The organism is Micromonospora sp. MH99, from assembly GCF_021442385.1.
In the GTDB taxonomy this organism is placed as follows: Bacteria; Actinomycetota; Actinomycetes; order Mycobacteriales; family Micromonosporaceae; genus Micromonospora.
The window spans coordinates 245,742-258,683 of sequence record NZ_MUZA01000001.1; the positions used below are offsets into that span (position 1 = coordinate 245,742).

Consider the following 12,942-nt stretch of genomic DNA (forward strand, 5'->3'; position numbering starts at 1 on the left):
CGGCACATCGAGACGAATGACGAAGGAGGCGCGACATGAGACGACCAGTCGCACTGCGACTTCAGGCAGCGCTGGCCACGGCCGCTGTCGGGATCGCGGTCGGAGGAACATTGTCCATCCCGCACGCGTCGGCGGCGGTCGGCACCGCCACCGGCTACGCCACCCAGAACGGCGGGACCACCGGCGGCGCGGGCGGGCAGACGGTACGGGCCAGCACGGGCACCGCGATCCACGCGGCGCTGTGCGGGCGAGCCAGCAGCAGCACCCCGATCACCATCGAGGTGACGGGGACGATCAACCACGGCAACACCAGCAAGGTGTCGGGTTCGAGCTGTAACACCGCCGACGGCGTGATCGAGCTCAAGCAGATCAGCAACGTCACCATCATCGGGGTCGGCAGCGGCGCGATCTTCGATCAGTTGGGCATCCACATCCGCGATTCCAGCAACATCATCATCCAGAACGTGACGGTCCGGAACGTCAAGAAGTCGGGTTCGCCCACCTCCAACGGTGGAGACGCCATCGGCATGGAGAGCACGGTCCGCAACGTCTGGGTCGATCACGTCACGCTGGAGGCGTCCGGCGGGGAGTCGGAGGGCTATGACGGCCTGTTCGACATGAAGGACAACACCCAGTACGTGACCCTGTCGTACAGCATCCTGCGCAACTCCGGTCGTGGCGGCCTCATCGGCTCCAGCGAGAGCGACCTCTCGAACGGCTTCGTCACGTTCCACCACAACCTGTACGAGAACATCGACTCCCGTACGCCGTTGCTGCGTGGCGGCATCGCGCACATCTACAACAACCACTACGTGAGCCTCCACGAGTCCGGTATCAACTCCCGGGCCGGCGCGCGGGCCAAGGTGGAGAACAACTACTTCCGCAACTCGAAGGACGTCCTGGGCACCTTCTACACCAACGAGCGCGGCTACTGGCAGGTCAGCGGCAACACCTTCGACAACGTCACCTGGTCCAGCGCCGGCAGTGAGAACTACCCCGCCGGCCCCAACCCGACGTCCAACACCACCGTCAGCATCCCGTACGCGTACCGCCTCGACGGCGCGAGCTGCGTACCGGATGTCGTCCGTCAGACGGCCGGCGCCAACACGGGCCTGCGGGTCTCCGACGGGAGTTGCTCGCCGCAGACGCCGCCCACCACTGCCGCGCCGACCACCGCGCCACCGACCACCGCGCCACCGACCACCACGCCGCCGCCGACGACGCCCCCGCCCAGCGGGACCAACCTCAGCCTGGGCGCCGGCGCCGACGGTTCCAGCAAGGCCAGCGGGACCAGTTACGGCAACGTGCGCGACGGCGACATCGGCACCTACTGGTCGCCGGCCGGATCGACCGGCTCCATCTCGATCAAGTGGGGATCGGCCACCCGGGTGTCCCGGGTGATCATTCGGGAGCCCTCCGGGACGCAGGGTTCCATCGGTTCCTGGCAGCTCGTCAACCACGACACGGGTGCGGTCCTGGCCTCCGGCAGCGGTGCGGGCGTGATCACGTTCTCCGCGACGGCACTGAGCAAGATCACCTTTAAGATCAACAGCTCGAGTGGTACGCCCCGGGTCGGCGAGTTCGAGACGTACGCCAGCTAGCCGTCGGGTGGGCGGGAGCGGCCCGGCCGCTCCCGCCCACCCGTGGTCCACGAAGGACGAGGCCGGCCCGCGCCGCCCCGACGATAACGCTCGGTGGCCGATCAGTGACTGCTAGCATGCGGCAATGTCCGCAGCTCAACGGGGGATTCAGGCAGGCGACAGTGGTCCCGCGGTGACCGACGCGGGCCGTCTGGCAGCGTTCAGCGACGCCGTGTTCGCCATCGTCATCACCCTGCTGGTGCTGGATCTGCGGGTGCCGGATTTCCACGAGGGTGATCTGGCCGAGGGCCTGCTCGGGGAGGGGCCGTCGTATCTGGCCTTCGTCGTGTCGTTCATCTATGTCGGTGTTCTCTGGCTGAATCATCACGCGGTGCTCCAGCTGGTCCGGGGCACCACCCCCGCCTTCAGCTCGATCAACCTCGGCATCCTCTTCGGCGTGGTGATCATCCCGTTTCCCACAGCCGTCCTGGCGTCGGCGCTGGCCGACGGCAACACCGACGATCTGCGCGTGGCGGTCGTCCTGTACGCGTTCGCCGCCTCACTGATGTCGGCGCCCTGGTGGGTGCTCTTCGCCTATGTGCGCCGCCACCCGGCCCTGCGCGCCGACACCGTCGACCAGGAGCAGGTCCGGGTGCAGGAGGCCCGCCCGATCGTCGGCCTCGTCCTCTACGGCCTGACCGGGGTGCTCGGCTGGTTGGTGACCCCGTTGCTCGGCCTGATCGGTGTGGTCGTGATGATCATCTTCCATGGCGCCACCAGTCAGGGCCTGCGGCACGGGCTGCGTCGGCGCAGGCGCGACGCCCCCCGAAGCTGACCCACCCGCCGTCCCGCCGGACCTCGATTCGCGCAGGTCACACCGCTGCGGCTATCTTTCTGCCTTCGTGGAGATCGTCTGGGGGAGGGCCATGAACACCATCGCCGAGCGGATGGCGGCGGCGTACGACGATGCCATTGAGGATCTGTGTGGGGCGACTCCGAAGGGGTGGTACGCGAAGCGGGGCACCGCCCGTGCGGCGGTGACCCATGCGGGAGCGCCGACGTTGAACGTGGCGTACGACCTGTCGCGGGAGCCGGACCTCGATTCGCTGGACACGATGGCGACCGAGGTGGCCCGGCAGATCGAGACCTGGTCGATCATGGTCCGGGAAGACGCCGACGGCGCGGTGGCTGATCTCGCCGGCCGTCACGGGCTCTCCGAGCGCAGCGAGCTGCCGCTGCTGGCCTGCGCGGCGGGCGAGCTGGTCTACCGGGCTGACGAGGCGCAGCGCGAGCGCGTGCGCCGGGTCGGCGCGGCGGACAGCGATCGGTACACGGACGTCCTCACCAGGGGGTTCGAGGCCCCGGACGGTCTGTTCGGGTCGCTGATGGGCGGCGCCGTGCTCGACGCCGAACGGATCGACGGCTACCTGTACGAGGAGGCCGGCGAGACCCTCGGCACGGGTCTCGGGATGCGCACCCGAGGGGTGGTCGGCGTGTTCAACATCGCCGTCGTCCCGGGCGCGCGCGGTCGTGGCCTGGGTCGCGCGATCACCGAGACGGTGGTGCGCGACGGTGTGGCGACCGGCGCGGACGCGGCGTACCTGCAGACCAGCGCGCTCGGCCGGCCACTGTACGAGTCGATGGGCTTTCGCCTCCTGGAGAACTGGACAGCCTTCCATGCCTGACCAGGAGACGAGACAGCCGGCACCATGCGGCGCGGGCGGCGCCACCCTGCGCGAGCAACGAGGAGACATCAACCGTGAGCTTCAGTGACGACGTCCGCTCGGCCTTTCGGCGGGGGGAGACCGACGAGGTCGTGCGGATGAGTACGGCCGAGATCGAGCGGGCCCGGACCGTCGGCGACGTGGCGAACGAGGTGGAGGCCCGGTACAGCCTCGCGCGGGTGGCGATTCGCGGCGGCGACCTGACGCTCGGGGAGGCGCGGGCACGTCAGGCGCTCGACGTCGCGGTGCGCTCCGGCGATCGCGCGTTGGAGGAGCGGCCGAGACACGTGCTGGCCGCGGTGGCGCGGATGGCCGGCGACCTGACCCGGGCACGGGACCTGTACCAGGAGAGCATCGCGCTGAACGAGGCGCTGGGGCGGCCGGAGACCGTCAACTCCGAGACGCACAACCTGGCCTTCTGCGAGCTGGGCCTGGGCAATCTCGCCGAGGCGAGGAGGCTGTTCACCCTCAGCCGTACCCGGGTGTTCCAGCACGGCTGGGACGAGTTCGTGCCGTACGTCTGCGTGGCGGGCGCGGCGCTCGCGTCCGCCGAGGGTGACCACCCGCGAGCGGCGCTCATGGTCGGCCTCGCGGACGCGGCGTTCGCGGCCCTCGGCCAGGTGCCGGACCCGGACGACGCGGCCGACCTCGCCGCCGTGCGGGACGCCGCGATCGAGGCGCTCGGCCCCGACGCCTACGCCGCCGCGCAGGAGCGGGGTCGGCACCTCGACCCCCGTACGGCCTTCGACGACGACCTCTGAGAGGGACGGCCGGTCAGGCGGGCGGCTCGGGGGCCGACCGGGAATCGTGACCGTCGCCAGTGCGGGCGCGCGCGGCGGCGACTGCCTGGCCGCGCTCCGACCCCGGAAAGCGGCCGAGCATCGCGCGCACCTCGTCGGCGCTCACGTTGGCGCCGAACAACTCGCTGCCCGGCTCGAGTCGTACCCCCTCGGCGAGGGGGCCAGCGACGACCGGATCGAAGCCGAGATCGTCCACGAGGGACGCGACGGTGGCGAGGTCGGCCTCGTCGTCACCGGCGATCGCGATGGCCTTGCGGCCCGCCGTGCCCGTCGACCGCGCCTCGTCCTCAAGGTCGTGGTAGCCCATGTGGTTGAACGCCTTGACCACCCGCGCGTCGGCCAGGAACGCCTGGACGATCTCACTGGACGAGGTGCGCGGGTCGGTCAGGTCGTCGCGGATACCGTCCACCTCCCACCAGTAGTTCATCGCGTCGACGACGAGCTTGCCGCGCAGCGCCTCGGCGGGCAGCGCACGGTACTTGCCCAGGGGCAGGGCGAGGATGACGATGTCGGCTCCGGCCACGGCGTCGACGGCGGTGGTGGCCACCGCCCCGGGCGTGAGCACCTCGATGGTCAGGGCGATCTTCGCCGGGTCGCCGGAGCCGGCGACGAGCACCCGGTAGCCGGCGGCGAGCGCGAGCCGGGCGAGGACGGTGCCCACCTTGCCGGCGCCGAGCACGGCGAGGGTCCGGGGTCGGTCGTGGCCGTTGTCGAACATGTCGTCCTTCCAGAGGGGGGCGGCCGGCGGGTCAGCTGGCCAGGATGTCGCGGACCATGGGGATCACCCGCGAGCCGTACAGCTCCACGGCGCGCATCCGGGCGCTCACGGGCTGCGCTCCGGCGGTGTAGATGAGGTCGAACCGGCCGACGCCCAGGCTGCGGATGGCACCGGCCATCCGGCGGGCCACCGTCTCGGGCGAGCCGATGTAGAGCGAGCCGTGCTCGACCTCGGAGTCGAACTCCGTACGGCGGATCGGTGGCCAGCCGCGCAGCGCGCCGATCCGGTCCCGCATGACCCGGTAGTGCGGCCAGAACAGCTCCTTGGCCTCCTCGTCGGTGTCGGCGATGAAGCCGGGTGAGTGCATCCCGACCGGGTGCGCGGTGGTGCCGAGCTGGTCGGCCGCCCGGCGGTAGAGGTCGATGTAGGGGGCGAACCGGTCGGGAGCGCCGCCGATGATGGCGAGCATGAGCGGCAGGCCGTACCGGGCGGTTCGCACCACCGACTGGGGTGAGCCGCCCACGCCCACCCACGTGGTGAGGTGCCCCGACTCCGTCTTGGGGAAGACGTCGGCGTCCGTGAGCGGGGCGCGCGTGGTGCCGCTCCAGGTGACCGGCTGCTCGTCGAGCAGTTTCGCGAACAGCTCGATCCGTTCCTCGAACAGCACGTCGTAGTCGGCCAGGTCGTAGCCGAACAGGGGGAAGGACTCGGTGAACGAGCCCCGGCCGAGGATGACCTCGGCCCGGCCGTGCGACAGCGCGTCGACAGTGGCGAAACGCTGGAACACCCGGACCGGGTCGTCGGAGCTCAGCACTGTGACACCGGAGGAGAGTCGAATCCGCGAGGTGCGGGTGGCGATGCCCGCCAGCACCGTCTCCGGCGTCGACACCGAGTACTCCGGACGGTGGTGCTCGCCGAGGGCGATCACGTCGACGCCGAGGTCGTCGGCCAGCACCGCCTCGTCGACCACCTGGCGGATCGCGGCGGCGTGCGACACGGGCTTGCCGAAGTCGTCCTCCGGTACGTCACCGAAGGTGTCGAGGCCGAACACGAGGTCAGACATTGGTGGGCTCCTTCGCCAACAGCTCCCGGACCCGCGGCGCGACCTCGCTGCCCAGCAGCTCGATGGTGCGCGCCCGTGCCTCGCGAGGCAGGTGCATGATGTCGTACTTCAGGTCGAACCGATTCAGCCGCAGGTCGCGGGCCATCGTGGCGATCTTGCGGGCGACCGTCTCCGGCGAGCCGACGAACAACGCCCCGTGGTCGATCTCGGCCTCGTAGCGGGCGCGGTCCGGTTTGTAGAAGCCGCGCTCCTCGGCGAGCCGCGCCACGGTCGGCTGCCAGTACCGCCACCAGGTCTCCACCGCCTCCTCGTCGGTGTCCGCGACAAGGCCGAGCGAGTGCTGCCCGACCGGTTGCGTCGGCTGCCCGAACTGTGCGAGCGCCTGGTGGTAGAGGTCGACATGGCCGGCGAACCGCTGGGGACGCCCACCGATGATCGCCAGCATGAGGGGAAGCCCGTGACGGGCGGCGCGGACCACCGAGTTGGGGCTTCCTCCGACGCCGATCCAGGTCGGGATGCCGCCCGGCCGCATCCGTGGATGCAGCCGCTGGGCGACCAGGGGAGTGCGTACCGTCCCGGACCAGGTGACCGTTTCGTCGCGCTGAAGCCGGAGGAAGAGGTCCAGCTTCTCCTCGAACAACCGCTCGTAGTCGGCCAGGTCGTAGCCGAACAGCGGGAACGACTCGGTCGCCGATGCCCGCCCGAGGACCAGTTGGGCGCGGCCGTCGCTCACCGCGTCGAGGGTGGCGAACTCGTGGTAGAGCCGGACCGGATCGTTCGTGCTGAGCACCGTGACCGAGGTGCCGAGGCGGATCCGCTCGGTAGCCGTCGCGATCGCCGCGAGCAGGACGGGTGTGGCCGAGTCGTTGTGGCCCTCCCGGTAGTGCTCACCGAGGCTGAACACGTCGAGCCCGACCGACTCCGCGAGCCGGGCCTCGTCCACGAGCAGTCGTACGGTCTCGGCGTCGCTCAGCGTCCGGTCGCCGTCGGTGGCCACCTCGCCAAACGAGTTGAGCCCCAGCTCGAAGCCTTTCGCCGTCATGTCTCCTCCTCGGCGATCCTCGCCGTCGACCGCGAGGAAGTGATCTTCCCCTGTTGACGTGTCAATGATGCTAACCTGCTGATTGACGCGTCAATTCCCCGGGAGAGACACATGGTGAGCGCCACACCCGAGCGGCGGAGGGGCCGCCAGCTGCCAACCGCGGAGGAGCTGCGGATCTGGCGGGACTTCGTCGAGACGACGGAGATGCTCACCTCCCGGGTCGGGTCACGTCTCCAGGTCGACACTTCCCTCTCCTCGGGGGACTACGCCGTCCTGCTCGCCCTCACCGAGGCGCCCGACGAGCGGATGCGCTCCTCCGCCCTCGCCGCACACATCGGGTGGGAGCGGAGCCGGCTCTCGCACCACCTGGGCCGGATGGAACGACGCGGGCTCATTCGACGCGAGGAGTACGCAACCGTCCCGCGGGGGGCGCAGGTGATCCTCGCGCCGGCCGGGGCCGAGGCGTTCCAGCGGGCCACCTTCGGGCACCTGCGCACCATCCGGGAGCTGTTCGTCGACGCTCTCACACCGGAGCAGCTCCGCGCGGCCGGCGACATCGCGGCGGCGCTGCGCGAGCACCTCCGGCCGCGGCCCGAGGAGCGCGAGGAGTAGGCCGGGCCGCATGCGACGCGGCAGACCGGGTACGCCGCTGCGGCCGTCAAGCCCGACGCGCGCCGCGCAGCACGAGGAGTACCGACATGTCGATCGCGGGGCGGGCACGACTCGCGCCGAACGTCTCCCTGGTGCTGCTGGCGTCGATCCTCGTGTCGTTCCTGGCCGCCTCGGCGGCGCCGACTCCGCTCTACGGGATCTACCAGGAGCGCTGGCACTTCTCGCCGGTCACGACCACCGCGGTGTTCGCGGTCTACGCGCTCGCGGTGCTGGCGTCGCTGCTCATCTTCGGCAAGCTCTCCGACCACGTGGGCCGGCGTCCCGTCCTGGCTGTCGCGATCGCCGTGCAGATCCTCTCGCTGCTGGTCTTCATCCTCGCCAACGGCGTGCCCGCCCTGGTGGTCGCCCGCCTCGTGCAGGGGCTCGCGGCGGGTGCCGCCACGGGTGCGGTCGGCGCGGCGATGCTGGACATCAACCGTGCGCGCGGGACGCTCGCGAACTCGATCGCGCCGGGTCTCGGCACCGGCAGTGGCGCGCTGCTCTCGGCGCTGCTCATCCGCTACCTGCCCGCGCCGACCCGGCTGGTGTACGTCGTCCTCGTCGCGGTCCTGCTGATCCAGGCCGTCGGGGTCGCCCTGATGCCGGAGACCGTCACACCGATGCCGGGTGCTCGGCGCAGTCTGCGACCCGAGATCAGGCTGCCGCGCCCCGTACGCGGGCCGGTGCTGGTCGTCGCTCCGGTGCTGTTCGCGGTCTGGGCGCTGGCCGGCTTCTTCGGCGCGCTCGGCCCGGCGCTCGTCCACAGTCTGATGGAGCCGTCGATCGTGGTCGCCGGCCTGGTCCTCTTCGTCTTCGCGCTCTTCGGGTCGGTCGCCGTCCTGGTGCTGCGCAACACCGCGGCGCGGACCGTGATCCTGACCGGGATCGTCGCCCTCATCCTGGGCATGGTCGTCACGGTGCTCTCGGTCATGGCCGAGTCCGTTCCCGGGTTCTTCGTCGGCCTCGCGCTGGGCGGCGTCGGCTTCGGCGGCGGGTTCCAGGGCAGTCTCAAGACGATCATGCCGCTGGTCGAGGCGCACGAACGCGCCAGCGTCCTGTCGCTGCTCTACGTCGTCTGCTACGTCGGCTTCGGCCTTCCCACCGTGATCGCCGGCTTCCTCGTCGTCTACGCCGGCGGTCTGCCGCAGACGGCCGACGAGTACTCGGTCGCCGTCATCCTCCTCGCCCTCGTCGCCCTGCTCGGGGTGCGCAGAGCGGCACGGGTGACAACCGGCTGATGCGGGAAACGCCGCACCCGCCGCCGGCACAGGACGTAGCGTGGTGATCGCCGACGGCGGTGCCCGCACGCGATCCAGGAGGCCGAGATGAGCCCGAAGGCTGGCGACGCGAGCGCCGCGTCGAATGTCGCAGGCCTCGACGTCAAGGTCGAGGTGATCGTCATCCCGGTCTCGGACGTCGACCGCGCGAAGCGGTTCTACCAGGGCCTCGGGTGGCGACTCGACCAGACGCCGTCGGGCATCGTCCAGTTCACGCCGCACGGCTCCGCGTGCTCGGTGCAGTTCGGCGCTCAGCTCACGTCGGCGACGCCGGGTTCGGCGACGGCGTACCTGGTCGTGTCGGACATCGAGGCGGCCCGCGACGCGCTCGCCTCGGCCGGTGTCGACGTGGGCGGCGTCTTCCACGTCACGCCGGACGGGCCGGCCGACGGCCCGGACCCCGAGCGGCGCAGCTACGTCTCGCGCGCCACGTTCCGCGACCCGGACGGCAACACCTGGCTGATGCAGGAGATCACGAACCGGCTGCCGGGGCGCGTCGAGGGCGACCTGACGTCGTACGGGTCGGCGAGCGAGCTGGCGAGCGCGCTGCGGCGGGCGGCCGCCGCCCACGGCGAGCACGAGAAGCGCACCGGCGAGCGGGACGACAACTGGCCCGACTGGTACGCGACGTACATGGTGAGCGAGCAGTCGGGGGCCACGCCGCCCGAGTGAGCGGTGCCGGCACCACCCCACCGTCCGCCGGATCCGGCGCGGCAGTGCTGTTGTGTGCCCACCTCCACGGGCCGTCGACAAGAATCATCAGATGTATTGGCGAGCCGTGTGGACGGCACGTGTGTCCACCGTGGCCGCCTGCCCCCGCCACCGTTCCGGGCGAGTCCGAACTCTCCTGATTAGGGTCGGGTCGCCGCCCGTGATCCTCCGGGCTATCGACCGTTGCCTATTGCGTGACACCGGAGTAATCTTCCCGAAACACATCGGACGTTTGACCGTCCGAGGGTCTGCCGACGGCCTGCGCAGCGAGGCCGGTGCCACCGCGCGGATCCACTATCGGGGGTCGTCGTTGTCGCGCGTGGGTGGCCGTACCGGTCACCGTTTGGAGGATCGATGTCAGACCTGACCCGGCGGCAGGCCCTCAAGATCGGCGCGGCCGGCGCGGGTGGCGCCCTGCTCCCGCTGCCCTGGACGGCCACCGCCCAAGCTGACTCCGTGGCGCCGCCGCAGGTGCTGGCGGCCAACGACCTCGCCCTCTGGTACGACGAGGGCGCCGGCACCGACTGGCTGCGGGCCCTGCCGATCGGCAACGGCCGGCTCGGCGCGATGGTGTTCGGCAACGTCGACACCGAGCGACTTCAGCTCAACGAGGACACCGTGTGGGCCGGCGGGCCGCACGACCCCAGCAACACCCGAGGCGCCGCCGCGCTGGCCGAGATCCGGCGACTGGTCAACGCGAACCAGTGGACCCAGGCCCAGGACCTCATCAACCAGACCATGATGGGCAACCCCGGCGGGCAGTTGGCGTACCAGACCGTTGGCAACCTCCGGCTGGCCTTTGGTTCGGCAAGCGGGGCGTCCCAGCACAACCGCACGCTGGACCTCACCACCGCCACGGCCACGACGTCGTACGTCCTGGGCGGCATCCGCTACCAGCGTGAGGTCTTCGCCAGCGCGCCGGACCAGGTCATCGCGATGCGGCTGACCGCCGACCGCAGCAATTCGATCAGCTTCACCGCCACCTTCGACAGCCCCCAACGTACGACGGTGTCCAGCCCGGACGGCACGACGATCGGCCTCGACGGCGTCTCCGGCAGTCAGGAGGGCGTCAGCGGGCAGGTCCGCTTCCTCGCCCTGGCCAACGCCACCGTCAGCGGGGGCACCGTGTCCAGCTCCGGCGGCACCCTGCGGGTCACCAACGCGACGAGCGTGGCACTGCTCATCTCGATCGGCTCCAGCTACGTCAACTACCGCAACGTCGGTGGCGACTACGGGGGCATCGCCCGCCAGCGCCTCAGCGCGGCGCGCGCCTACAGCTACGACCAGCTGCGTAGCCGGCACGTCGCCGACTACCAGTCGCTGTTCGGGCGGGTGACCCTCGACCTCGGCCGCACCTCCGCCGCCGACCAGACGACCGACGTCCGCATCGCGCAGCACAACAGCGTCAACGACCCGCAGTTCTCCGCGCTGCTGTTCCAGTTCGGCAGGTACCTGCTGATCTCGTCGTCGCGGCCCGGCACCCAGCCGGCGAACCTGCAGGGCATCTGGAACGACTCGCTCACCCCCTCCTGGGACTCGAAGTACACGATCAACGCCAACCTGCCGATGAACTACTGGCCGGCCAACACGACCAACCTGGCCGAGTGCCACAACCCGGTGTTCGACATGGTCCGCGACCTGTCGGTGGCCGGCGCGCGCACCGCCCAGGTGCAGTACGGCGCGGGCGGCTGGGTCACCCACCACAACACCGACGCGTGGCGGGCGACCGCCGTCGTGGACGGCGCGTTCTGGGGCATGTGGCAGACCGGCGGCGCCTGGCTGTCCACGCTGATCTGGGACCACTACCTGTTCAACGGTGACGTCGAGTTCCTGCGGACGAACTACCCGGCCATGAAGGGTGCCGCGCAGTTCTTCCTCGACACCCTGGTGACCGAGCCGACCCTCGGCTATCTGGTGACCAACCCGTCGAACTCGCCGGAGCTGAGCCACCACGCGAACGCCAGCGTGTGCGCGGGCCCGACCATGGACAACCAGATCCTGCGCGACCTCTTCGACGGCGTCGCCCGGGCCAGCGAGATCCTCAACGTGGACAGCACCTTCCGGGCCCAGGTCCGCGCCACCCGGGACCGGCTCGCGCCGATGAAGATCGGCTCGCGGGGCAACATCATGGAGTGGCTGTACGACTGGGTGGAGACCGAGCCCAACCACCGGCACATCTCGCACCTCTACGGCCTCGCGCCCAGCAACCAGATCACCAAGCGCGGCACCCCGCAGTTGTTCGAGGCCGCCCGCAAAACGCTGGCGCTGCGCGGCGACGACGGCACCGGCTGGTCGCTGGCCTGGAAAATCAACTTCTGGGCGCGCATGGAGGAGGGCAAGCGGGCCCACGACCTGATCCGCTACCTCGCCACCACCGCCCGGCTCGCCCCCAACATGTTCGACCTGCATCCGCCCTTCCAGATCGACGGCAACTTCGGCGCCACCGCCGGCATCGCCGAGATGCTGCTTCAGAGCCACATCGGTGAGCTGCACATCCTGCCCGCGCTGCCGCCGGCCTGGCCCAGCGGCCGGGTGACCGGCCTGCGCGCCCGCGGTGGGCACACGGTCAGCATCACGTGGGCGAGCGGCGCGGCCACCGAGGTGCTGGTGCGACCGGACCGTGCCGGCACCGTCCGCCTGCGGTCGCGGTTCCTGACCGGCACCGTCAGCGTCGTCGACACCGCCGACGGGACGTCACCCCGGGTCACCCGGATCGAGTCCGACCTGGTCGAGGTGACCGTGCAGGCGGGACGCACCTACCGGGTCAGCAGCACGGGTGTCGCCACGCCGACGCTGGAGCAGAGCTTCACCAACGCCGGCATCAGCAACGACAGCAACACCAACGTCGCGAACTTCGACGGCAACGGCGCGAGTCTCTCCGCACAGGCCCTGGCGCAGGCCGGCGCCAGCCCGGGCGGCACGGTGAGCCGCAACGGTGTGAACTTCCGCTGGCCCAACGTCAGCCCCGGTACGGCCGACAACGCCATCGCCTCGGGCCAGACCATCGGCGTCAGCGGCACCGGCAGCACGCTCGGCTTCCTCGTGACCGGCACCTACGGCGCCGTGTCGGGAACCGGCACCGTCGTGTACGCCGACGGCACCCGCCAGACGTTCACGTTGAGCACGCCCGACTGGTACGGCGGGCCGCAGTCCGGGGCGACCGCCGCGATCGTGTCCGCCTACCAGAACCGGCCCAACAACGCCCGCCAGGCCACGGTGGCCTGCATCTACTACGTGGGCGTCGCGTTGCAGAGCAAGGCGGTGACCCAGGTCGTGCTGCCCAACATCAGCGCACGGCCCGCGGCGAACGTGCCGACCATGCACGTCTTCGCCATCGCCATCGGGTCCTGACACCGGGCTCGCGCCGCGCCGCCGG

General features: G+C 70.6%; 11 protein-coding genes. 8 read left to right on the forward strand and 3 right to left on the reverse strand.

Translation table 11 applies throughout. The annotated features are described in order from the left end of the window. The first annotated feature begins 35 nt into the window (after window positions 1-35). The 4 genes from B0E54_RS01120 to B0E54_RS01135 all read left to right on the forward strand — a co-directional run bounded on the left by B0E54_RS01120 (window position 36) and on the right by B0E54_RS01135 (window position 4,065). A complete protein-coding gene (locus B0E54_RS01120; RefSeq protein WP_234581183.1) occupies window positions 36-1,601 on the forward strand; it encodes a polysaccharide lyase family 1 protein in 1,566 nt (521 codons plus the stop codon). 124 nt (window positions 1,602-1,725) lie between these two features. Further along, entirely contained in the window at window positions 1,726-2,415 is a 690-nt protein-coding gene (locus B0E54_RS01125; protein WP_234581185.1) for a TMEM175 family protein, read from the forward strand. A 91-nt stretch (window positions 2,416-2,506) separates the two neighbouring features. Further along, the gene (locus tag B0E54_RS01130; RefSeq protein ID WP_234581186.1) at window positions 2,507-3,265 is read left to right on the forward strand and encodes a GNAT family N-acetyltransferase; all 759 of its coding nucleotides are present in this window, start codon (window positions 2,507-2,509) and stop codon (window positions 3,263-3,265) included. Window positions 3,266-3,339: 74 nt separating this feature from the next. Further along, window positions 3,340-4,065 carry a tetratricopeptide repeat protein gene (locus B0E54_RS01135; protein ID WP_234581187.1) on the forward strand — a complete coding sequence of 242 codons (726 nt, stop codon included), beginning with the start codon at window positions 3,340-3,342 and terminating at the stop codon, window positions 4,063-4,065. 13 nt (window positions 4,066-4,078) lie between these two features. Here the strand turns inward: B0E54_RS01135 and B0E54_RS01140 are convergent, their stop codons facing one another. From B0E54_RS01140 to B0E54_RS01150, 3 genes are read right to left on the reverse strand one after another with little or no spacing between them, the layout of a single operon-like run. Then, window positions 4,079-4,822, reverse strand: a complete 744-nt coding sequence (locus tag B0E54_RS01140) for an NADPH-dependent F420 reductase (protein ID WP_234581188.1) — start codon at window positions 4,820-4,822, stop codon at window positions 4,079-4,081. Window positions 4,823-4,853: 31 nt separating this feature from the next. After that, window positions 4,854-5,885 carry an LLM class flavin-dependent oxidoreductase gene (locus tag B0E54_RS01145; RefSeq protein ID WP_234581189.1) on the reverse strand — a complete coding sequence of 344 codons (1,032 nt, stop codon included), beginning with the start codon at window positions 5,883-5,885 and terminating at the stop codon, window positions 4,854-4,856. Further along, on the reverse strand, window positions 5,878-6,927 hold the full coding sequence (locus B0E54_RS01150) for an LLM class flavin-dependent oxidoreductase (RefSeq protein ID WP_234581190.1): 1,050 nt from the start codon (window positions 6,925-6,927) through the stop codon (window positions 5,878-5,880). The genes B0E54_RS01145 and B0E54_RS01150 overlap by 8 nt, the downstream gene beginning before the upstream one ends. A 111-nt stretch (window positions 6,928-7,038) precedes the next feature. On the opposite strand from B0E54_RS01150, the gene B0E54_RS01155 reads away from it, so the two are divergent. The 4 genes from B0E54_RS01155 to B0E54_RS01170 all read left to right on the forward strand — a co-directional run bounded on the left by B0E54_RS01155 (window position 7,039) and on the right by B0E54_RS01170 (window position 12,917). Further along, window positions 7,039-7,539 carry a MarR family winged helix-turn-helix transcriptional regulator gene (locus B0E54_RS01155; protein ID WP_234581192.1) on the forward strand — a complete coding sequence of 167 codons (501 nt, stop codon included), beginning with the start codon at window positions 7,039-7,041 and terminating at the stop codon, window positions 7,537-7,539. Window positions 7,540-7,625: 86 nt separating this feature from the next. Beyond that, a complete protein-coding gene (locus B0E54_RS01160; protein ID WP_234581195.1) occupies window positions 7,626-8,816 on the forward strand; it encodes an MFS transporter in 1,191 nt (396 codons plus the stop codon). An 87-nt stretch (window positions 8,817-8,903) separates the two neighbouring features. Further along, window positions 8,904-9,527, forward strand: coding sequence for a VOC family protein (locus B0E54_RS01165; RefSeq protein ID WP_234581196.1), 624 nt, complete (start codon window positions 8,904-8,906; stop codon window positions 9,525-9,527). Window positions 9,528-9,920: 393 nt separating this feature from the next. Further along, window positions 9,921-12,917: a glycoside hydrolase N-terminal domain-containing protein gene (locus B0E54_RS01170; protein WP_234581197.1), complete on the forward strand. Its 2,997-nt coding sequence runs from the start codon at window positions 9,921-9,923 to the stop codon at window positions 12,915-12,917. Window positions 12,918-12,942 lie beyond the last annotated feature (25 nt).

What these genes read in the sequence shown, in the direction of transcription:
- B0E54_RS01160 (WP_234581195.1), top strand. Translation starts at nt 7,626, where the DNA reads ATGTCGATCGCGGGGCGGGCACGACTCGCGCCGAACGTCTCCCTGGTG.
- B0E54_RS01165 (WP_234581196.1), top strand. Translation starts at nt 8,904, where the DNA reads ATGAGCCCGAAGGCTGGCGACGCGAGCGCCGCGTCGAATGTCGCAGGC.
- B0E54_RS01140 (WP_234581188.1), bottom strand. Translation starts at nt 4,822, where the DNA reads ATGTTCGACAACGGCCACGACCGACCCCGGACCCTCGCCGTGCTCGGC.
- B0E54_RS01145 (WP_234581189.1), bottom strand. Translation starts at nt 5,885, where the DNA reads ATGTCTGACCTCGTGTTCGGCCTCGACACCTTCGGTGACGTACCGGAG.
- B0E54_RS01120 (WP_234581183.1), top strand. Translation starts at nt 36, where the DNA reads ATGAGACGACCAGTCGCACTGCGACTTCAGGCAGCGCTGGCCACGGCC.
- B0E54_RS01130 (WP_234581186.1), top strand. Translation starts at nt 2,507, where the DNA reads ATGAACACCATCGCCGAGCGGATGGCGGCGGCGTACGACGATGCCATT.
- B0E54_RS01170 (WP_234581197.1), top strand. Translation starts at nt 9,921, where the DNA reads ATGTCAGACCTGACCCGGCGGCAGGCCCTCAAGATCGGCGCGGCCGGC.
- B0E54_RS01125 (WP_234581185.1), top strand. Translation starts at nt 1,726, where the DNA reads ATGTCCGCAGCTCAACGGGGGATTCAGGCAGGCGACAGTGGTCCCGCG.
- B0E54_RS01155 (WP_234581192.1), top strand. Translation starts at nt 7,039, where the DNA reads ATGGTGAGCGCCACACCCGAGCGGCGGAGGGGCCGCCAGCTGCCAACC.
- B0E54_RS01150 (WP_234581190.1), bottom strand. Translation starts at nt 6,927, where the DNA reads ATGACGGCGAAAGGCTTCGAGCTGGGGCTCAACTCGTTTGGCGAGGTG.